Origin of the sequence: Paraglaciecola algarum (assembly GCF_021532655.1) — a bacterium.
GTDB classification, from domain to species: domain Bacteria; phylum Pseudomonadota; class Gammaproteobacteria; order Enterobacterales; family Alteromonadaceae; genus Paraglaciecola; species Paraglaciecola algarum.
In genome coordinates, this window is the sequence record NZ_JAKGAS010000003.1 from 153,741 (window position 1) to 176,624 (window position 22,884).

Here is a 22,884-nt window from a genome sequence, read left to right on the forward strand (position 1 = left end):
TCCCAACAAAACAACAAAAAACAATAATTTATTCTTGTAATGATAAGTTTTATTGTTTAATTTACATACTGGTAATTTGATTAATCTACTTATTATCAAGAGACTGCCTCTGAGGCCTTTATTGAAGTGGAATACTGAAAAAAAGTCATGTCCTAAATCACTAAAAAACAAAAAACAATAAAAGTCAGAGAACTTTGAAACAACTAGTAACGTTAAAAGGAAAAGTATGAAAGCGATCAACAAATCCAAAATAGCAATGGCTGTGAATACAGCTATATTTTTAGGCTCTAGTATGGTTATACCTGCTTTGGCTGCTGAAGAAGTCTCTGAAAAAGAAGCGAAAGAAAAGGAACTGGAAATCATTCAAATCACGGGTATTCGTTCTTCGCTACGTGACAACTTAAACAATAAACGTTTTTCAGATGCCATTGTTGATTCAATTAATACCGAAGATATTGCCAAAAACCCTGACAAAAATATGGCCGAAGCCTTGCAACGTGTAGCGGGTGTGCAAATTGAACGTCAATTTGGTGAAGGTTCAAAAATCTCTATACGTGGAACATCACCTTCTCTTACTAATACCTTAGTAAATGGTCAATCCGCTAAGTCGGCTTCTTATCTACCCGGTCAAGCGGAAAGTAATGCTTTTGATTTTTCAAATATACCAGCTGAACGTGTGTCGAAAATAGAAGTCCACAAATCCGCTCGTGCAGATATAGATGCCGGAGGTATTGGCGGTACGGTTATTCTGCATACTAAAAAGCCGTTAGAACAAAAAGATGGCTATGGCTACTTCAATATAGAAGGGGAATACAATGACTCTTCAGAAAAGACCTCACCACAAATTTCAACTGCTTATAACTTTGTCAATGAAGACCAAACCTTTGGGGCATCAATAGCAGTCAGCTTACAGCAACGTAATGCCTTTCGTACGGGGTTTGAATCAGGCGGTGTGGGCAGTGGCACAGGCTTTCAACAAACTAATCCAATCGATTGCCCAACAGAGGAATGTTTAAGTAGTGATATTAAATTAAGGCATATGAATGGTCATAATTTAATTATCACCCGCCATATGGCATTAAACGGTTATACCTATGGCGACTTAGAAGCCGTTGCCGGAAACGGGGATTCTTATTGGCCAACATATGACCCAAGTAACTCTGGTGTTTGGAACAATAACACCCAAAACTGGGGCCAGTTAGATGAAGTCATGGATCCAACCTATATCGATCCAAGTTGGGGGCTTTTCTGGGGAAGTCGTAGAGACGGAGGTTTAGGTCAGACGTCTCCTTTACATGTTGGCAATATGCTTTATTCACCGGCATTTTCTAAAGAAGAAACTCGCCTAGATACTACGGTTAATTTACAGTGGGCTCCCACTGATGAGTTAAGTTTTAATCTTGAGTTAAACCAAAACAGCTCAGATCGCGATAATAAGAATGATAATTTATACGCGCAAACCTTCAGAATGAGTCAGCTTTTATATAGTAACGAAGTGCCGGGAGTCGATCCACGCTTAGTGATGGATCCAGTGCAAGATATTGTGCTGTCAGCAACCTACCCAATTGATGGGGTTAACTTAGTTCGAGGAGCTGGTTCAGTATGGAATGGTGAGAACTACTATGCTGGTGATACCAGATGGGGTGAAATGGTTCGTCGTGATTCCAATGACCGCAGCGGTACCGAAACTGAACAAAATAGAATCCATCTGACTATGGACTACGAAATAGATGATTTTAAAGTCAAACTTCAAACAGGGCGTACCACAGCTGAAAGTACCGTATTAGATCGTGCAACAACCTTGGCAACCCGATATGGCGACTCTGAAACACCTTATTCTGGTGATACTGTTGACCTTAAAATTCCAACCTATGAGGGTGTTAACCTAGGTTACGCTTATAACCCTGAAACGGGTAAAGTTTCTTGGGGTATAGAAGCCGATCCTTCTTTAACCGGTGATGAATTAGCAGCGGCACAGCAGCGCGCAGAAAACTTCTTGTTAGCGCCGACCAATGAGTTTTATGTGTTAACAGGTGGCTTGCGAAACACAGCTCGTTATCGTGAAAACACTGAAGATTTTTTCCAGGGTGATGTCACTTGGGAGTTAGATAACGACTTCTACATTGACAGTGTTAAATTTGGTGGAAAACTCCGTCAAATAAACCGCACAGAGAGCTATTACACAGATAATGCTAGGTTCCATGGTTACTCAAATGAAGTCAGCGAGTTTCCAGTTATTCTGGCAGGGGAAATTGCAGGCGGCACAGTATCAGGTTTAGATACCGCTGGTCATGACACACCAAATGAATATTTTGATATTGATCAGGCTAAGCGAGATGCATTACTAAATGATCACTTTTTAGTATTACATTCAGAAGGCACACCAAATAAAGGAGGTTGTGAAGACGCCATTGCTGCATATTCTGGTTCAAACGACTATTACGGTTGTCGCTCAGGTATGACTGAATCTGCCGGTGACTTTTATGATGTAGATGAAGAATATTTAGCCTACTATGCCATGGCCAATTTTAGCGGTGATGGTTTCCGCGGTAATTTGGGTCTTCGTGTAGTAGACACAGAGCGTAAATCTGTTGGTAATGAAGTAGCTAAAGATGAAGATGGTCAGCCATTATCTTATCCTTTAGACCCTAGTGAACCTGGCTATGTAGAAGAAAAAGCCGGCTTTAATATGTACGCACCATTAGTACAAACCAGTAGCACTAAAGACTATCTACCTAGCTTCAACTTAGCGGTTGATTTGGCAGATGATGTTATTTTAAGAGCAGCTGCTTCAAAAAATATTTCGCACCCTAGCCTAGGTCAGATGAGAAGTACCTTTTATTTGGCCACTGAGCGTTATAGGTTGTATACAGATGGGCGTCAGCAAGACCTAACTGAAGAAGGTTTAGCCGAACGTCTGCCTATGGCCTCACAACGTCGCGGGTCAGTGGGTAACTCTGACTTAGGTTCGTATACTTCAATTAATAGTGAGTTGGGGGTTGAGTGGTATTTTGATAAGTCTTCTATCTTCGCGATAACAGCGTTCCAGAAAGATATCAAGAATATGGTACGTTCTACATCTCAAGTACAAAACTTAGATCATTTAGGAGCAGAAGGCAAAACCGACAATAATGGCTACCCTGTTAATGGCGACTATGTTGTGAGCTCTTACTTCAATACTGGTGAGCAAAAAGTGAAAGGCCTTGAGTTCCAACTGCAACATGACTTGGGTAACGGCTTTGGTGGTATAGTTAACTACACCTACACAGATGTACCAGACCAAAAATTCACTAACTCAACATTCGCCTATGAAATCGGTGATATGAGTGATATTGAAACTCATGTGAGCGACCCATCGCAACGTGAGTATTTTGCGGTAACAGGTTTTAGCACCAAGACAACTGTACAAACAGAACCTATGTTTGGCCAATCGAAAGATACTTTGAATGCATCTATTTATTATGAAGATGAAAAATATTCAGCACGCTTGTCTTATAACTACCGCAGTGAGTATGCCAACCTGAGCAATAGCGAAGGAATTCGTTTTACCGACGCTCGCGCGCAGTTAGACTTTAAAGCTACGTATCAAATCATGGACAATTTAGTGGCTAGCTTTTCGATAACTAATTTAACCAACGAAAATGTCGTGTACTACTTGGATAGATCACAGATTGTGAATGATCCTGTGATTAACCATATGCAATGGATTGATGAAGTGGTTGATGGTGTTGCTACCGGTAATCGTGTAATCGCCAAAGATGAAGACGGTAACCAACTCATCGAATCTTCAATTACTGGCGAGGAAGCGTTTGAGATCTTATCTCAAGCCAGTGGCGTATCAGTAGCTGAACTGAAGCCATATTACGAAAGTACTCTTGACAAAATTACTGTTAATGAGTGGACCAACGGGCGTCGTTATTATGCTGGTATTAATTATACTTTCTAAAATGACCTGCAAGCTTATTAGCCATGCTAACAAGTTTGTTTGATGTGACGCTATATGGATCATGCTAAATTAGGTGATCGACTGATAGGCCAGCTTTCATAGCTGGTCTATTATATTGTGTAATACCATACAAAGCTTGAATTAAACTGGCTTTTAAAAGTCTCCAATTCAAAGATACGCATTCCCCTCGGTAAAAAACTTTAGCATTCTTGTTTAGAACAGGTTACATTTTAATCATGAAAAAACTGCAAACCATACAAATATAGATGAGTATCTTAACTATCACTTGTGTAAGACATTTATTTATAACCTTTCTTCATGTTTTTCTAATATTACTAGCAAGTAGTATTTCGCTCCTCGCTAAAGCCAGTACAGAAATAACGCCACAAAACAATCAAATTAACTTATCCCAAGTCCGCCATGTAGGTGAGAATGATTGTGCTTATAAAAGTCTAACCCAAGCTTATGAATCTATTGGTTATCAATTAAACTTTCAAATAATGCCATCTAAGCGGGCTTTAGTTGAATCTAACGCAGGTCGAACAGACGGCGAAACAGCACGGATCCAATACTTAGAAGAACGTTACCCTAACCTAGTTAGAATACCTATAGCCATTTGCCATATGCATCAAAATTTGTATGCTTTAAAAACCAACGCGAGTGTGGATAGGCTTGGCATTCAAGATATAAAATTAGGCATAATTAACGGTGGAGTATTTGTTGAAAAAGAGTATACCCATTACAACCCTGTCAGAGCGATCAACAACCAACAATTAGTCAACTTACTATTAAAGGGCCGTGTTGATGCTATTTCAATGGCAGACAAAACATTTTTAAAACAAGTTAATCAAGAGCAAGCATCGTTAGTTAAAACCTTGGATAGATATAACCCTACTGTGCCTTTATTTCATTACCTGCACAAAAAACATCAAGCGCTTATTCCAAAAATTACAGCAGCATTAAAGCGGTTGGAAGAATCAGGCTTTATAGCGGATGCCATTAAAAATCATCAGCCTTGAATAAATAAGGGTAGCCTAAGCTACCCATATTTAACTAACCTGATGTGATGGTCTCCTGCTCGGCATCTAAGCGTTAGCTATTTGACTCGGTGTTTGTTTTAGCCTCAGATTCTGGCTGTTCAACTTGTTTGGCTAACTCTTGATATTGGGCTCCGGCAAACTTTTCATATTCATATTTACTGATGTTAAACATGTGTGGTTTATCATCCCTACTAACGAAATAATCCTCATTTTCTTCAACAAACCGATAATGATAAGTTTTACCATTTTCAACCACAGCTAACTCAACCCCTTTTGCTGTGGGTTTCTTTTCAGAAATTTTTGTCACATTTAACTTAGAAAATGCATTCACTAATTCCTGAGCCTTATCTTTATCTAGTTCAGAATTTATATGCTCTTGTGTTTGGTTAACAGCTGAAAAACTCCAATCTTCTTGCTCTTTACTCAAGGTAAAGTCTGCACCTTGAATTTGCTCTATTGTTTTTACAGCTAATAACTTTTTATCCATCCATGCCTCTTGCCCTACAGGAAAGTCATACACATTGAGCTCCCCTGTATACACACTTTCTTGGTCTGGTAATCGATAATGCACTTGTCTAAAGCCGGGTGAAGTACCTAAATAAACTTCACCTAACACCTGCTCTTTACTAAATAGTTTCACATGGCGTTGAAAGCTATTTTCAGCGACTTCAAATCGCTGATGGCTAGCTTGTGTTGTCGCTACTGGCCACCCAGATTGAAGACTCAACAACTTGTCTTTAACTTCATTTAACTTATTTTGATCCACAGGCGATTGATGATAATCAGGTAAAACCCATTGCCCAGATGACTTCACTAAACTCAAGGTTTGTTCACCATCTTTGATGTCAATTTTATCAATTTGATTACTATCAAAATCAAAAATAGTCTGACTAATATCTGACGTATCAGGTTGCCAAACCTCTCCTTTTAAACTTACTGCAATCACTAATTGGAGAGCCAAAATCCCACTTAACCATAAAATTAACTTGTTCATATTTGCCTCCTATTGACCCGTTAATAATTGAAAATATGCTTTTTGTTTTACACGGCGGCGTACTGTTTGAATAACAGCAATCACACCTATTCCCAAAGCGGCCAACAGATAGTTTAGGTATTCCCAAAAGAGTTGACTGTCACGCTCCATAGGCGGTAGCGTGCGATTAAAATGTCCGCGGGCACGAATTGACAGTAAGCCAGTATCAGCTAAGGCATAATCCACTGCATTTGCCATTAACTGCATAGAGTGTAAATACTCACTACCACTGGCACTTCCAGCCATCCTAGTCACTTGATCTTCAAACAAATCATTAGAACTAAATACCAACAAACGAGATGACTCAGGAGAACGCTCAATTACGCTGGTTATAATGGGTGACGCATCTGTTTCTGTCGCCTCTTGTGCACTAGCAGACTCATCTTCATTACTGGCCTCTAGATTACTATCTTCAAGAAGCGGAGATGTTTTCCCAGCAAAATATGAATCAAAGCGCCCTTCTGACATCACCCCTAACAGATGGGAAGATTGCTCACCAGCGGGTGTATATGCGCTCACACCAAGTTGGGTAACCTTAGGCACAATATCAGTCGAAGACGTTAACCAGGCTTGTTCTGAGCTTTTAAATAACTCAGTTGTATTTCGACCTATCATCTTAGTTTTATCAAGTTCTATAGGTGACGCCCATGGCATAGTCACTTGAGGAATATTTGAGGTAATAATATTGTCTTGGTTAAGGGCTTCACCACGGATATCAACAAAATAAGGGTAATCAATCATGCGCATTTCTTGCACCCTTAAGCCACCCACACTTCGAGTTATGGGGATCGGAAATGCCGTACTTTGGGTATCCATCACCAGTTTATTGGATATTGATACACCATGATGCGCCAACCAGTCCTCTAGTCCACTGGTGTGTTGCTGTAAACTAAGTGATGAGCGAGATAAATTGCTAGCAAAAGGTGAGGTTGACGCAATCACAGTACCGCCTTGCATCAAAAACTGATCGACTGCAAATAAGGCTTTTTGATCTAAGCTTTCTGGTGCAGCTAAGACTAAAACATCTGCATCACCAGACACAGCACCATCACTTAAATCTTCAGATTTCACATTGAGTTCAGCCCCTAAAAACTCCTCTAATTGCCTAAATTGCTTTCCACCACCATATTGGCCGTAAGACGCTGGCGCAACTAAGGCAACAGACTTAGTAAAACCACTAGCAAAACGTTTGATTCCAGCTTCTAGGTTACTTTCAAAGGTAGATTTCTGCATATCTGCAAAAGGAATTTGTACTATCTGTTCATCCTTAATTAAGGTTAAGTAGAAATAAAACTTATCCTGGCTAAACAAGCTCGTTGCCAAGGGTTGAAAGCCATAATCTGTGGCGATTTGTGTTGCAAGATCGACATCAGAACTAGGATCAATAAATTCCACATTCAAGCGCCCTTGGGCTTGGTCGACAAAAGTTTTCAAGCTTTCATCAACTGTTTTCTTAAACTGTACAAGTTGTTCTGGCAATAAGTCATCACTCGAGACATAAGCCCTGAAGGTAAGATCGCCTTTGACTGTATCAAATAGGTTGCCACCAGCTTGGTAGGCATTTAGGACCTTTTTGATACCCCGAGTCATATCATGCTCAGGGTTACGCAACTTCACTTCAATATCACCTTGTGCTTTAGACTTAACTTCAATGAGTTCTCTAAAACCCAAGACTTGATGTTCGTCTGCATATTGCATTACCACATTAAAATAAGAGTTTACTATCGAAGACTCATACCTGTCTGCCACTTGGAACGGAACCGGTTGGATCCCATACTTTTGATTGGCTTCTTTTTCAGCCTCTGGGGAGCTAATAGGATTAATAATTTCAACTCTGACTTTTCCCTTACCCGCTATCTCATATTCCTTAATAAGATCTTTTATTTGCGGTACCAGCGGCGCTAATAATGGGTGTGTTTTATCGCTAAAATACCCTTTTATTACCAATGGCTCTTGGAGCTGCGCTAAATATCCATTGGTTGCCTCAGAAATTGAATATTGCTGACCTTCTGTGACATCTGTTCTAAGAGCAGTAAGTTGACCTAACCACAAATTTGCCCCTAAGATATTGGCAATTAACAATGCTACTGTGGCTTTCCAACGAAAATGATGCCGTGCTTTTTGGCGAGTGGCCCAACGCTCTTTTTCTAACACATACGTATTTAGAAAAATGAATACTCCAACTATGCTCAAGTAGTAATATAAATCTCTAAAATCGAGTACACCGCGAGTAATCGCATCAAATCTAGAGCCTGTGCCTAATTGTCGTAACCAGTCAGCAGCAGGACTGGCAAACAAAGATGTCACTGTGTCAGAGCCCACTAGATAAATCACACCACACAATGCACATGCACTGATTAAACTCACTATTTGATTTTCGCTTTTTGCAGACACATATAAGCCAATACTGAGGTATACAGCCCCCACTAAAAACGTCGCTAAGTATCCGGCAAAAACCGGGCCCCAGTCCAACTCACCAATTAACGACACTGTAATAGGCAAAGGTAAAGTGATAGCCAGTGCAATCAATAATAAAATTAAGCAAGCGTAAAACTTGCCTAGTACAAAACGGCTAATGGGTACAGGTTGGGTTAATAGGTGTTCTAAAGTGCCGCTACGTCTTTCTTCACTCCATAGTTTCATGGTTAAGGCACTGGCCAAAAAGATTAATAAGATTGGCATCCATTCAAACAATGGCCTCACATCGGCTATGTTTCTGGCAAAAAATGCTTCTCCCCAAAAGAAGGTAAATAAAGTCACGCCCACAAAGCTAGCTAAAAATAAATAAGCTACGGGTGATGCAAAAAATAAGGTCACTTCTTTGCTGGCAATTCGACGAATAACATTAGGAGCTTGATTAGGCTGCATGGCTAAACTCCTTATGCTGAGATTCCCCTTTTACCTTGGATAAGTTGGGGTCACTAATGTCTCTAAATACAGTTTCGAGATCTCGTTTGATTTCAGTTATTTCAAATAACTGCTGCTGTGCTGAAATCACAGTGTTGGCGATTGCCGCCATGACTTGTTGTTTTTTTTGGTTTTCAGCTATTTTAATTTCATATGAATACACATCCCTTGTATGGTTTTTGGCTGTTACCGGTTGCATATCTTCAATGCCTGCAATGGGGTTGATATGCAACAGCGCTTGCTCTCCATCCATAGAGGTAACTAAACGCACTGTTTTACTATTGCGTAGTTTATCTAAGGTGGAATCCACCACCAATTGACCACTATTGATAATCAATACACGATCACATAAAGCATCCACCTCTTGCATAATATGCGTAGACAAAATCACAGTAGCGTGTTTTGCCACAGACTTGATCAACTTGCGCATTTGTTCGGTTTGGGTAGGATCTAAGCCATTTGTCGGCTCATCTAAAATAAGTAGTTTAGGTTGGCCTAAAATGGCTTGTGCAACCCCCACTCTTTGTTTAAAACCTCTGGATAACGTATCTATGGGAGCCAGTAACTTAGAGGTAAGCTCAGTGGCTTGTATTGCCTTTTTGATCTCAGCTTTTTTAATATTTTTTGTTAAGCCTTTAATATCTGCCGCATAATCCAAATAATCAGCCACTGTCATTTCAGGGTATACAGGTAAACTTTCTGGTAGGTAACCTAGGCTAGACTGAATAGACTTGGCTTCCAACTCAAGGTTTTTACCATCTATAAAAATCTCACCTTGATTGGGTTCAATATAACCACTCAACATTTTCATAATAGTGGTTTTACCCGCACCATTATGACCAAGTAATCCCACAATCTCGCCCTGTTTAATATTAAAACTTACTTGGTCAACAGCCGTAAACGAACCGTAAGTACGGGTTATATTTTCAACACTAAGCATATGTCCTCCCATTTATCATTTTTTATATGCTTTTATTTTTTAAACGGAATGTTAGGCTAGCTAATAAAATGATTATTCAGAATACTGTGAAATCCAATGTGCATGGGCACCTAAAGGGAATGCTGCCCACACAAAAATTAGCTAACTACATTGGTGGTAGGGAATGAAAATTAATTTTCAAGGAAATTTGTGAGTTTTAATTAGCGGAATAATAATCCAATGAGGGAGTTGGAAATGATAAAGCGACGAGATCAACTCATCGCTTTACGTAAAACCTTTAAAGCTTGTTCTTCAAGTTGTCTAACCCTCTCTGCCGAGATATTAAATTTTTCACCAAGCTCATCTAGTTTTTTCTTTTCACCTTCCGCGGCTAACCAGCGGCTTTCAATAATGTACCTTTTTCTGTCATCTAACACATCTAAAGCGCCTCTTAGTGCAGCGCTATATTTGTGAATATAATCCTCTTTTTCAACTTCAGCATGAGGCATCATTGAACAATCTTCTAAAAATGTTTGATGATTGTCAAACCTAGACTCTTCTTCATTGGACTCTTGCCCTTCTCCGATAAAATAGTCTGGTTGATGAATTCTCGACTCCATATCAATGACATCAGCAGGCTCGACATCCAACTTACTCGCCACCTCATGAATTTCTTTATGGGTTAACCACTCTAGTTTCTTTTTCATCTTTTTAAGGTTAAAGAATAATTTGCGTTTTGCTTTGGTGGTGCCGAGTTTAACAAGTCGCCAATTTGCCAATATATATTCATTAATTTCAGCTCGAATATAATGAATTGCAAAACTAGTTAAACGATAGCCGTAAGATAAATCAAAACGAGGGATCGATTTCATTAAACCGACATTGCCCTCTTGTACTAAGTCTTCAATAGGTAATCCATATCCTTTGTAACCACGAGCCACATAAGCAACAAATCTTAAGTGACTCAAGATAATCTTACGCGCTGCATCTAAATCATTATTCTTTTGAAATTTTATAAATAAGGCTTTTTCTTCTTCTGCAGATAATTGGGGAATAGCCCTAACATAATTTAAATATGCCTGAAAATGCCCGACTGAAATGGCAGGCAAAGTGTTTGCTGTGATTGGCATAGTATTCATATATCACTCCTGTATTAGTATGATTTAAAGCATCAAACACAAAATAATAAGTTGAACAAAATGTCAAAAATTGACGAAAGATAAAAATATCTCAAGGCCCAAATGGGGACTGGTTTTAACTTTTCAAGGGGAAATGTCACAGAAATTAGTCACAATCTTCACTTGATATAGACACACTATAAACACTTAATTATGTGTAATACTGAGTGTATGTTATTTTATTAGCTTAATCATTAATTTAAATTTGGATGTATCAATGCTTAATAGAGATTTGGCAGAACACCATAAGCCCGTTTCTGACATATTTAGTAAAATCACTGGCGCAAAAGATTATGAGCCTTTCACGTTAAATAAAGAACAAATTGAACACTTCCATGAGTTTGGTTACCTCACAAATGTCAAAATATTTGAGCCTGAGCAGGTAGAAGTTTTACGCAAGGAATTAACCGAGATAGCTGATCCTGCCCATCCTAAACATGACTTATTTTATGAATTTCATAATAACCAATCTACCGATCCTGAAACCGTTTTGTTTCATTCACTAGGCCATTGGCGAATGACTCAAGGCTTTCATGATGCCTTATGGAATCCAGCCTTCGCTAAACCAGCCAGCCAATTGTTGGGTGACAAAGCCATACGTTTTTGGCACGACCAACTATTTTGTAAACCCGCTGGTCACGGTGGTGTAGTCGCTTGGCATCAAGATTATTCTTATTGGATAAGAACCGTGCCTATGCAGCACCTAACTTGTTGGATTGGACTAGATGACGCAACTACAGAAAATGGCTGCTTAAACTATATTCCAGGCAGTCATAAGTGGGGCTTACTGAAACGACTAGAACTAGGTGGTGAAATGGAAGCCATTTTTGAACAACTCACCGAACCACAGCAAGCACAAATCAAACCCGTACCTATGGAGCTGAAAAAAGGCCACGCCTGTTTCCATCATCCACTTATGTTACATGGCTCTTTTGCCAATAAATCGCAACGCAGCCGCAGAGCTTTGGTACTCAATGTATTTGCCGATGGCACCACAAGTGACACGGATGAAGTGATGTTACGGGGTACTGACATTAAGGTAACTAAAGGTGAAAAAATGCAAGGTAAGTACTTTCCACTTTTATATGATCCCAGCATATAACCTAATACATAAACCCTAGGAATAAATACTATAAAATAACAATTGAACTTAAACACACATTTTATTAACATTATTTTAACTTTAAAATGTGAATATCAGTAATGAAAAACCAGCACACCTTAATGTTAGTTTGTATGGCGCTAATTGGGTGTGCGCCTGTGCCAGAACCTTTAGACGACGCACCTCTTTACCCTATTCAAGATACAGTTTTGCACAGTACAGTAAAAACCTATTGTGTCGATTGCCATAATCCTGAAAATAGAGAAGCTAACTTAGATTTAGCCAGTGCAGTTAACGGCGCACTTAACGACGATCCGTACTTGTGGCAAGATGTTGCTTGGGCTATCCAAAACCAACAGATGCCACCTATAGATGCAAAAGATGTCCCCCGTCCTGACCAAGAAACCTATCAAGCCACTAGCGATTGGTTAAATGAACGCTTAATCAGCCAAGATCCCAGCCACAAAATCTTCGATGCATTTTCTCCCGAACAAGCCATGTTAGATGTGTACTGTATGAATTGTCACAATGACCCCACTCAAAAGGGACAGCTAAATCTCACCAGTTTACGAGATTCAGATATTGCTGATCACCCTGCGTTATGGGAGCAGGTTTTACGTAAGGTTAATGCTAGGCAAATGCCGCCTAAAGATCGTAAACGTCCTAACGAACAAGCCTATGCGTATTTAGTTGAGGAGATGAGCCAAGAACTAGACTCACATCACCAAGCAGATCCTAACTTAGGTCAAATTGAAACCTTCAGACGCTTAACCCGCGCAGAATATAAAAACGCCATTCGTGACCTACTAGGCCTAAATGTGGATGTAGCAAATTTACTGCCATCTGATCAAGAAAGTTATGGCTTTGACAACACCACTATGAGCAATTTAAGCGCGACTTTATTAGAGCGTTATATCACGGCTGCCCAGAAAATATCTCAACAAGTTATAGGTTTAGACACTATGCAACCCGATGGCAGTAACTACCGTAATCGCCCCGACCAGTCTCAAGAAAGCCATGTTCAAGGTCTTCCTTTAGGCACAGTTGGTGGCATGGTGGTTGATCATTACTTTCCGGTCAGTGGTCAATACCGAATTGACGTGCGCTTATCTCGGGATCGAGACGAAAAAGTAGAAGGTCTACATCAAAATCATCAAATGGAAATTTTAGTCAATGATGAAATTAAAAAGTCGATTCAGATTACGCCTGTTAAAGATTATAAAAACTATCATTTTGATGAAAGTCACTTATTCGCCGAATTAAACATAGCAGCGGGTGCTCAAAAAATTGGCGTGACCTTCCCCAGTTTATCTAATTCATTGCCAATCACTAAGCGTAAACCCTTTAACGTGGCATTTAACTTACATAGGCACCCTAGACAAACACCTGGCATTTACGAAGTATCGATAACTGGGCCATATCATACGCAAAATAGTTCAGACACAGACACCCGCAACCCAGAGCCTATTCGTTTAGCAGGATCCAATGCACAGGTTCAATATCAATGTGCGACAGAAAAATCCAACGCAGAAAGCCATTATACTTGCGCCAAACAAGTATTATCCAAATTAGCCAAACGCGCTTATCGACGACCTCTTGCTGAAAAAGACATAGCCAACTTTATGGGCTTGTTTGAACAAGCTTATCAAGCAACATCTGATTCCGATAAATATCATGCCGCACTACAAAAAGGCTTAGCAGCTATTTTAGTTAACCCTAACTTTTTGTTTAAAATTGAAACACCACCAGCTAATTTGAATCAAGATGTGTATGCGTTAAACGATTACGAACTGGCGTCTCGTTTGTCATTTTTTTTATGGAACAGTATTCCAGATGACGAACTGATGGCCTTGGCGGCTCAACAATCGCTGCACAATCCTCAAGTATTGCAGCAACAAGTGGCACGAATGTTACAAGATGATAAGAGCCAAGCCATGTTGCATAACTTTGTTGAGCAATGGTTACACCTCAGAAACATTGATAGTTTCACCCCTGATACCCGCGCTTATCCGGATTTTGATCACAACCTACGTGAAGCCATGAAACAAGAAACCCTATTGTTTGTTAACAGTGTGTTCTTGTCTGAGCAAAGTGTGTTGGACTTATTAAGCGCGGATTATTCCTACTTAAATGAACGTTTAGCTAAACACTATGACATCCCACATGTGTATGGCAGCCGGTTTAGAAAAGTGACCTTACCTGAAACCAGTCATCGTGGTGGATTACTTAGACACAGTAGTATTTTAGCCGTGACCTCATATGCGAATCGGACTTCGCCAGTATTAAGGGGGAATTGGATACTCGAAAACATTATTGGCACTCCAACTCCGCCACCACCAGCAGATGTGCCTTCGTTAGAGAACAGCCCTATTTCGGAAAGCCTACCGGTACGTATTCGCTTGGCCAAACACCGAGAAGATCCAAGCTGTGCCGGTTGCCATAATTTAATGGATCCACCAGGATTTGCCTTTGAAAACTATGATGCCGTGGGCCAATGGCGAGAAACCGAACTTGGTCATCCAGTAGATGCCACAGCAGGTTTACCAGACGGCACAGAGTTTGTTGGTGCACAAGGTTTAATTGACGGTTTAGTACAGCGACCCGAGTTATTTGTGCAAACACTAACCGAAAAGTTGATGATATTCGCCTTAGGCAGAGGCTTAACCCATAACGATGCTCCACAAATACGAGCTATAATTAAACAAGCAAAAGCCAATAATTATCAATTTTCGAGCATAGTTTCTGAATTAGTTCAAAGTCCACAATTTAAATATAAGCAGATAAAGCCTGAATCCATTGCTATGGCAAATGCAGCCAATCCACATTCATTTAAAAATAACGAGGTGCATTAATGTTTATCACTAAAAAGTCCATTTCCCGGCGCACCTTACTAAAAGGTATGGGCGTAGGCGTAGCACTACCATTACTTGATGCAATGATCCCAGCAGCCACTGCCTTAGAGCTCACGCCTGCCGCACCAGCGCTTAACACCCGACTGGGCTATATTTTTGTGGCTATGGGTGCAGACATGAGTCGATTTACACCTAAAAGTAAATCTAATCTAGACATTATGTCGCCTATTTTAGAGTCGTTGGCGGCTCACAAGGATCACCTAAATGTGATCACTAATACCTTTATCGAAAACGCTTATCCAGGCTCACATGCTACTTCAAACTCAGCCTTTTTGAGTTGCGCACGAGCTAAACTAACAGAAAGCACAGATTATTATTTAGGCACCACAGTCGACCAACTTGCCGCTCAACAAATAGGGCAACAAACTCAATTACCCTCTATAGAAATGGGTATGGATCTTCTGGAAACAGTAGGTCAATGTGACAACGGCTATGCCTGTGTTTATCAAAATAATTTATCTTGGTCGTCGCCTACCACACCTTTACCTTCAGAAGCTCACCCACGTTTAGTATTTGAACGACTATTTGGTGCCGGTGGCGATATCGCTGCTAGACAAAAAGCACTAAACTCAAGAAACAGTTTACTCGACTCTGTTATGAGCAGTACTCACTCACTTAATAACCAAGTTGGCTCACAAGATAAGTTACGCATAGACGAATACCTTACCAGTGTGCGAGAAGTGGAAAGACGAATTCAATTGGCTTATCAAGGGGTGGAAAAAAACCATCTACCCACTTTAAATAAACCTATGGGTGTACCTAAGTCTTATTCAGATCACGCAAAACTCATGCTGGACTTACAAGTTTTGGCCATGCAAGCGGATATTACTCGGGTGTCGACTTTACAACTAGTCAGAGAGGCCAGTACTCGCACTTATCCTGAAATTGGTGTGGCGGATTCTCACCATCCTCTTTCCCATCACGGCAATGACCCAACAAAACTAGCAAGAATGGCCAAAGTGAATGCCTATCACGCTTCGTTATTTGCCTATTTAGTAGATAAGCTGGCTAATACGCCAGACGGTGAAGGTAAACTAATCGACAATACTATGTATTTATACGGCAGTGGCATGGGAGATCCAAATTTACACGATCATCATGACTTACCCATAATAGTGGCGGGTGGGCAAAAGTTAGGCTTTAAAGGCAATAACCACGTGGTCTTTAACCAAGCCACACCGCTGGCAAATGTACATTTAACTATGCTTAAAAATGCCGGCATAGACATTGATAAGTTTGCTGATAGTACAGGTTTAGTTAGCGAGATGCTGGTGTAGTAATGAGTAAAAATCACGTTAAAAACTGGCTCCAAGTAGCCTGTGCTATTTTGCTATGTACAACATGGCCAACTGTAGCGGAGCCTATCAATCCACAAAACGTCAACCAGCAAACAAATGATGGTTCTACAGCTTTGTTACGAGCCACAGTAGCCAACGATATAAACAAAGTAAAACAATTACTTAGCCAAGGGGCGGAGGCCAATATTAATAACCGCTATGCCATTAGCCCTTTATATGTCGCGGCCTTAAATGGCAACGCTCATATCGCCAAACTACTGATAGACGCAGGTGCCAACACTTCACACAAAATAGCCGGAAACGAAACTATATTGATGCGCGCCGCTCGCACCGGTCATGGCGATCTAGTTAAATTATTAATTGACCAGCAAGTGGATATTCACTTAGTCGACTCTCGCAATCAAAACGCCTTGATGTGGGCCGCGGCCGAAGGTCATCTTGAAGTTGTTAACATACTCATTACCGCTGGCGCTGATATTAATGCTAAAGCTCAGGGAGAGTTTCATGCCCTAGCCTTTGCTGCTCGCCAAGGCCATATGGCTGTTGTAAAAGCAATAGTCGAAGCTGGGTTTGATGTAAACACCCCCATGTATCATGACAGACGAGGCCGCCGTTTTGCTAAAAGTGGCTCTAGTGCGCTGATCCTTGCTATTGAAAACGGTCACTTTGAATTAGCTGAATACCTATTAACTAAAGGCGCTGATGCCAGTGACCTACGTTCAGGCTTTTCACCCTTGCATACTATGGTAGAAGTCAGAAAACCAGATATTGGCGATAACAGTGACTTTCCCCCCAAAGGCTCTGGCAAACTCACTAGTTTAGAATTTATCGAAGTGCTGATCCAATATGGTGCCAAGGTTAACCTACAGCTCACAAAAAAATTCAACGCGTTTGGCGCAAGGGTCAATCTAGAGGGCGCTACGCCTTTATTTATGGCTGCTAAAACTGCAGATATTCCCTTTATAAACATACTGCTGAAACATGGCGCTGACCCTTTACTCACTAATATTAATAATGTTACGCCACTTATGATGGCCGCAGGTTTAGGTACAGCAGCAGCTGATGAAGAAGCCGGTACCGAGCAAGAAGCCATTCAGCTCATCAATTTATTAGTGTCATTAGGTGCAGATGTTAATGCGGTAAGCTTAACCGGCGAAACAGCTATGCATGGCGCGGCTTACAAAAACTTTCCATTAGTCATTAAACATCTAGATCAGCTGGGTGCCAATATTGAGCTATGGAATAAAAAGAACAAAAAAGGCTGGACGGCTATGTTGATCGCCCAAGGTTTTCGACCGGGTAACTACAAACCGAGTGAAAAAACCGAACAAGCTTTTAAAGAAGTCATGCTAGCTAAAGGTTTGACGCCACCTAAAGCCCCTTCCCGTACCCAAAAGAAAGTGTACTTATAATCCAATTATTATCACCCAGTTATTTGAGAAGTTTATGCCACTAGATCCTAAATACAAAGATAACCCAAATAGTTATGGATATATTTCAGTAATTAATCATTGGTTAATTGCAGTTCTGGTAATAGTTATGTTGTTTTTAGGCTTAAGCTTAGAGTTTGCTGATCTGGGAAGCCAAAAAAGAAACATGCTTTCACTACACAAATCTCTAGGCGCAATTGTACTTATTCTAGGCACATGGCGAGTGTTATGGCGAGTATTTAACGGCTTTCCAGCCCGTAACTTTGCTATCAAACACTGGCAACAAAACGCCGCTAAATTTACGCACATTCTTTTATTACTCAGTCTAATAATTATGCCACTTTCAGGTTATGTGATGACAGAAGCCGCTGGCCGTCCAGTCAATGTATTCATGCTGTTTTCTTTACCGCCCATTCCTGATTCAAGATATTTAAAAGAAGTAGCTGAGTTGATCCATTCAATTTGTGCTTATTCTATCTGTGGTCTGTTAATCGCACACATAGGTGGTGCGCTCTGCCATCAAATAGTTGATAAAAAGCCCATTTTAAAACGTATGTTATTTAAATAACCCCAGTTCTGGATAAGCAACGCCTTAACACTCAAAAACCTAACATCAACAACTAGCAAGGAGAAACTGTGAAACTAATTCTTACAACCCGTGAAATATTTTCACGGTCTTATTAATGCCCATAAGTTCAACCCCCTCTAAACTTCAAATAAAACCATAAAAATCAAACAGATAACAACAACATTTAAACTGGCACACATTACGCATAGTAAGTAGGTGTAAACAAATCAAACAAAACAAAAGGGGTTATATATGTTGAGCTGGGCATTAACATTTTTAATTATCGCGATAATTGCAGCAGTTTTTGGATTTGGTGGCATTGCTGGAGCCGCTGCAGGCATTGCAAAAATCATCTTTTTTATATTTGTTGTATTACTGGTTATATCTCTTGTAGCCAATGCCGTAAAAGGCAAAGCACCTAAGGTGTAAATCAAGCTTTTTTACTTTTTTACTTTTTTACTTTTTTACTTTTTTACTTTTTTACTTTTTTACTTTTTTACTTTTTTAATAAACGGAGAATATTATGAAAAACTTAACAAAACTTTCAACTTTACTTTTAACCTTAACCACAGTATTTGCATTATCAGCATGTGATGGAGAAGCTGAAAATGTTGGCGAAGAGGTAGACAGTGCAGTAACCAAAGCAGGTAACGCAATTGAAGATGCCTGTGAAGAAGTCAAAGAAGGTGTAAAAGCTGAAGACCAAGACTGTTAATCAGCGTTTACCAAAAAAAAGGGCGGAAGCCCTTTTTTTGTATTATAAATACTTAGCATCAACATTTACTTATTCGTATTTATCCATGACACCATAAACGATATAAACAAGTCAGTAATTGATTCCTATCACTTTGTAAAACCTTCACACCCATCTCTACCACCCAATAAAAAATACAAAACAAACCATATATATCAATAAGTTAAAAAACAAAAAGCTGGCATACATATCGCATTAGCAATATTAAATACTTCATGATTCGATAATCGATACGGACAAAAATGAAATCTAACCTTTCTTTATTAAACAAATTATTAAAAAAAATTCGCAACTACTCACTAATAACCTTTAGCTTGTATTGTTTCACTTGCTCGACATTGGCGACTGAAATAATAGAAACCGATAAGAAGCAAGTTGCAAAGAAACAGTCTGTTTTAGATACGCGAGTTAATTCGATACAAAGTGCTACCTCTAATCCTTTTGCTATTTCACAGCATAAACAAAACTATTTAATGCCATTTTCTTATGTCAGCAAACCGAGCCCAGATAACGTAAAAGGTTTAGAAGGAAATATTGACCCTATTGAAGCCAAATATCAAATTAGCGTTAAATTTCCTTTGTACTTAACGACCAAAGACGCGTCTGGTGTTTACTTTGGCTTTACCGCTAAGTCCTTTTGGCAGGTGTATAACAGAGAAGTATCTAAGCCTTTTCGCGAGACCAATTATGAACCTGAGGTGTTTTATTCTTGGTTTAATCAAATATCTATATTAGGGTTTAAATTTAACCAGTTACAGCTAGGACTAAATCACCAGTCAAACGGAAAATCAAATGAATTCTCTAGAAGTTGGAACCGTTTATATGCAGCAGCGACTTTTAGCGACCTTGATTCATTTTATTATTTAAGAGCTTGGTATCGTCTGCCAGAAGAAAAGAAAGAAACACCAACTAGCACAACCGGTGACGATAACCCTGATATCACCGATTATTTAGGGAATGTTGAATTAGGTTACGGTACCTACATAAACAAAGTAAAACTTACGGGCACCATACGTAATAATCTAAATCTAAGTGATAACAAAGGGAGTCTTGAGCTAAATGTATCCTACCCAATTAGTCAGCGATATGAATTAGTTGCACAGTATTTTAATGGTTATGGCGACTCACTGATTGACTACAATCAACATCAACAACGATTTAGTATTGGTATGCAACTGACCTTCTTTTAAGCTTTAAAAATAGGAATATTATTATGAGTTTTTATTACTTGATGGGCGCTATGCTGACATTCTACCTTGGTTTTAGAGCGGAGAATTTATACATATCACTTTTATTAATTTGGACTGGTAGCTCCCTCTTCGCGGTATCAATTGCCTATATATTTCAAGCGCCACAACTATTTAGAAAATCGAGCAATGGCGCAATACCTTTTTATATACGTTGGTTGTTCATTCCGTTTCTATTTGGCACCCAGCTCTACAATAGCTGGGCTCGCCGCGCAGATAAAGTGCCACCGATCCAAGAAATTGATAAAAATCTATTCTTAGCATGCCGACTTTTTCCATCAGATATAGACGAATTAAAACAAAATAATGTAACTGCTGTATTAGATGTGACCGCTGAGTTTGATGGCTTGGACTGGTCGTCAACCGAACAACAACTTAATTACTTGAATCTTCCGGTGTTGGATCACCAAAGTCCAACGGCCGAACAACTCATACATGCTGCAAACTGGATCCAAACTCACCTAGACAATAACCAAGGTGTAGTTGTGCACTGCGCGTTAGGTAGAGGCCGTTCGGTATTAGTTTTAACCGCCTATTTATTAATGCAAGCAAAACACGATTCGATCCAGAGTGCCTTAAGTCGAATTAAGGATATTAGAAAAACCGCCGGTCTGAATAAACATCAACTAAAAAAATTAAACAAGATAGTTCAAAATAAGTTAAAAGATTTTACTCCCAAAAGATTAGCGTTAATAGCCAACCCAGTATCTGGTGGTGGAAAATGGCAAGAATCAAAACATCAAATCATTCAAAGGTTAACAGCAAAATACGTGCTTGATATTTACGTCTCTACGCCAGAAACAAGTGCTAGCACACTAACCGAACAAGCAATTAAAGCTGAACATAATGTATTCATTGCCTGTGGAGGTGATGGCACTATTAATGAAGTAGCCGCTAAAATAGTCAACCAAAGACACACTCTTGGAATGATCCCTCTAGGTACAACCAACGCATTGAGCCACGTATTACTTGGCACTGTAAGCAAAGTACTTCCCATAGAAAAAAGTTGTGAGGTGATACTCGCTGAACAAACTCAAACTATTGATACAGCAATTTGTAATAACGAATTAGTGTTATTAATGGTTGGAATTGGAATGGGCCAAAAAATGATTGAATTAGCTGATCGAGAGCAAAAAAATAAAAACGGGCAATTAGCGTATTTGAAAGGTTTATGGCAATCCATACTCGATCAAGAAATCCAAGAAATCACATTAACCCTAGATGGAACTCCAGTCACTGCACGCGTAAAAAGTATTAATATCGCCAATGCCGCGCCGTTCTCAACCATACTGGCCCAAGGTAATGGCAGCCCTAATTGGAATGATGGTTTGTTAGATATAACGGTCGTGCCCGGTGATACCGATACGCTAGACACATTAGTTAATATGACTGAACTCGCCTTCTCAGGTTTAGTAAGTACTAGCGGCGATAACAAACTTTTACTTCAGCAAGCTAAAAATATAGAAATAAAAGGCCCAGGCTCTATTAAATATGTCATAGACGGTGAAGAGCGAGAAGCTGAAAAACTGAGTATTAAAGTGGTGCCACATTCTCTGCAAATACTTACCTAAACATGATTGAAAAGCACAAAGCTAATAACCACAGAGCTCACAGAGCGCTGCGCTACACAGAGAAAAAATGGTTAAGTGATTAATTTAACGATGGAAAAAATTTTGCACATGATTTTTAATAGGAGCAGCAAAGTCCCGTTAAAATCAGGTCGCCTTTTGCTTTTGAAATATGCTGTCTTCTTGATAGCAGAATAGTGAAAAATACATAATAAAATCAAAAGGTAAATGCTGATGGTGACTAAACTACAAATCGAATCGAGAAGTTACATATACGACATGCTCGATAATAAGCGTTAGCAGTTTTTGAGAGTTAGGTTGATTAAGTTAATAAAGGAAGTTCAATCGTGGACAATATACAATTAAGTAAAGTTATCCTAAATTATTTAGTACCATTTTTAATCGCATATCTAGGCTCAAAAGGTATTTTTTATTATTTCTCTTTTGAGTATTCGCTACTTACTGATGCATTTTATCTTCAAAAACTACTTATAGATATTGGCGTTTTTGTGGGGCTTTATTACATGGGAAGTTTACTGGTCAAATATTTTATAAGCAGTAAAAATTACCCAGCTCCATAAACTGCTAACAAATGAATTATATTTTCCGCAAGATCACAGTGAATTTTACTCGCTGGCCTTCGGCTAAAGCACGTATAAAATCCCCATATTCAAAGCGTTATGTTTAATAGTGGTAGCGAAGTTGCGCTATTAGGATTGCATCTTCCTGATATTTATAAACGAGCCTATGTTCATCATTGATTCTGCGTGACCAATAACCTGAAAAGCCGTGTTTTAAAGGTTCTGGCTTACCAAGTCCTTCGTAAGGTTCATGCTGAATATCTTTTATTAATGCATTAATCCGCTTTAAAATCTTTTTATCCGTAGTTTGCCAATACAGATATTGTTCCCAGACTTTCGTTGAGCAGGTTAACTTCATTCAAGCAATTCTCTTGGGGTGCCATTTCCAGCCTCTAACTCAG

Annotated in this window: 17 protein-coding genes; 12 read left to right on the top strand and 5 right to left on the bottom strand. The window is 39.5% G+C overall.

Translation table 11 applies throughout. From position 1 onward, the window contains the following. Positions 1–226 precede the first annotated feature (226 nt). Both L0668_RS06870 and L0668_RS06875 read left to right on the top strand, forming a co-directional pair. Positions 227–3,946: a TonB-dependent receptor gene (locus tag L0668_RS06870; protein ID WP_235311354.1), complete on the top strand. Its 3,720-nt coding sequence runs from the start codon at positions 227–229 to the stop codon at positions 3,944–3,946. A gap of 266 nt (positions 3,947–4,212) precedes the next feature. Continuing rightward, on the top strand, positions 4,213–4,965 hold the full coding sequence (locus L0668_RS06875; RefSeq protein ID WP_235311355.1) for a substrate-binding periplasmic protein: 753 nt from the start codon (positions 4,213–4,215) through the stop codon (positions 4,963–4,965). A gap of 73 nt (positions 4,966–5,038) precedes the next feature. Here the strand turns inward: L0668_RS06875 and L0668_RS06880 are convergent, their stop codons facing one another. The 4 genes from L0668_RS06880 to rpoH all read right to left on the bottom strand — a co-directional run bounded on the left by L0668_RS06880 (position 5,039) and on the right by rpoH (position 10,984). Further along, positions 5,039–5,980, bottom strand: coding sequence for a DUF4340 domain-containing protein (locus tag L0668_RS06880; RefSeq protein WP_235311356.1), 942 nt, complete (start codon positions 5,978–5,980; stop codon positions 5,039–5,041). Between the two features lie 9 nt (positions 5,981–5,989). Continuing rightward, positions 5,990–8,887: a Gldg family protein gene (locus tag L0668_RS06885; RefSeq protein ID WP_235311357.1), complete on the bottom strand. Its 2,898-nt coding sequence runs from the start codon at positions 8,885–8,887 to the stop codon at positions 5,990–5,992. Continuing rightward, positions 8,877–9,866 (bottom strand): ABC transporter ATP-binding protein, encoded by a 990-nt coding sequence (locus L0668_RS06890; RefSeq protein ID WP_235311358.1) that lies wholly within the window; start codon positions 9,864–9,866, stop codon positions 8,877–8,879. Before L0668_RS06890 ends, L0668_RS06885 begins: the two co-directional genes overlap by 11 nt. A gap of 251 nt (positions 9,867–10,117) precedes the next feature. Continuing rightward, positions 10,118–10,984 carry an RNA polymerase sigma factor RpoH gene (rpoH, locus tag L0668_RS06895; protein WP_235311359.1) on the bottom strand — a complete coding sequence of 289 codons (867 nt, stop codon included), beginning with the start codon at positions 10,982–10,984 and terminating at the stop codon, positions 10,118–10,120. Between the two features lie 256 nt (positions 10,985–11,240). On the opposite strand from rpoH, the gene L0668_RS06900 reads away from it, so the two are divergent. The 10 genes from L0668_RS06900 to L0668_RS06945 all read left to right on the top strand — a co-directional run bounded on the left by L0668_RS06900 (position 11,241) and on the right by L0668_RS06945 (position 22,483). Beyond that, positions 11,241–12,125: a phytanoyl-CoA dioxygenase family protein gene (locus L0668_RS06900; RefSeq protein ID WP_235311360.1), complete on the top strand. Its 885-nt coding sequence runs from the start codon at positions 11,241–11,243 to the stop codon at positions 12,123–12,125. 101 nt (positions 12,126–12,226) lie between these two features. Then, positions 12,227–14,977 (top strand): DUF1592 domain-containing protein, encoded by a 2,751-nt coding sequence (locus L0668_RS06905; RefSeq protein ID WP_235311361.1) that lies wholly within the window; start codon positions 12,227–12,229, stop codon positions 14,975–14,977. Next, positions 14,977–16,314 carry a DUF1552 domain-containing protein gene (locus tag L0668_RS06910; RefSeq protein WP_235311362.1) on the top strand — a complete coding sequence of 446 codons (1,338 nt, stop codon included), beginning with the start codon at positions 14,977–14,979 and terminating at the stop codon, positions 16,312–16,314. Before L0668_RS06905 ends, L0668_RS06910 begins: the two co-directional genes overlap by 1 nt. A gap of 2 nt (positions 16,315–16,316) precedes the next feature. Further along, a complete protein-coding gene (locus L0668_RS06915) occupies positions 16,317–17,747 on the top strand; it encodes an ankyrin repeat domain-containing protein (protein ID WP_235311363.1) in 1,431 nt (476 codons plus the stop codon). Between the two features lie 34 nt (positions 17,748–17,781). Next, positions 17,782–18,333: a cytochrome b gene (locus tag L0668_RS06920; RefSeq protein WP_235311364.1), complete on the top strand. Its 552-nt coding sequence runs from the start codon at positions 17,782–17,784 to the stop codon at positions 18,331–18,333. 252 nt (positions 18,334–18,585) lie between these two features. Further along, a complete protein-coding gene (locus L0668_RS06925) occupies positions 18,586–18,762 on the top strand; it encodes a DUF1328 family protein (protein ID WP_235311365.1) in 177 nt (58 codons plus the stop codon). Between the two features lie 94 nt (positions 18,763–18,856). Then, the gene (locus L0668_RS06930) at positions 18,857–19,048 is read left to right on the top strand and encodes a hypothetical protein (protein ID WP_235311366.1); all 192 of its coding nucleotides are present in this window, start codon (positions 18,857–18,859) and stop codon (positions 19,046–19,048) included. A 281-nt stretch (positions 19,049–19,329) separates the two neighbouring features. Further along, positions 19,330–20,277, top strand: a complete 948-nt coding sequence (locus tag L0668_RS06935) for a phospholipase A (RefSeq protein ID WP_235311367.1) — start codon at positions 19,330–19,332, stop codon at positions 20,275–20,277. Between the two features lie 23 nt (positions 20,278–20,300). Then, positions 20,301–21,905, top strand: coding sequence for a diacylglycerol kinase family protein (locus tag L0668_RS06940; RefSeq protein ID WP_235311368.1), 1,605 nt, complete (start codon positions 20,301–20,303; stop codon positions 21,903–21,905). 344 nt (positions 21,906–22,249) lie between these two features. Further along, positions 22,250–22,483, top strand: a complete 234-nt coding sequence (locus L0668_RS06945) for a hypothetical protein (protein ID WP_235311369.1) — start codon at positions 22,250–22,252, stop codon at positions 22,481–22,483. Positions 22,484–22,586: 103 nt separating this feature from the next. On the opposite strand, the gene L0668_RS06950 is transcribed toward L0668_RS06945, so the two are convergent. Then, positions 22,587–22,841 (bottom strand): Txe/YoeB family addiction module toxin, encoded by a 255-nt coding sequence (locus L0668_RS06950; protein WP_235311370.1) that lies wholly within the window; start codon positions 22,839–22,841, stop codon positions 22,587–22,589. Positions 22,842–22,884: the final 43 nt, after the last annotated feature.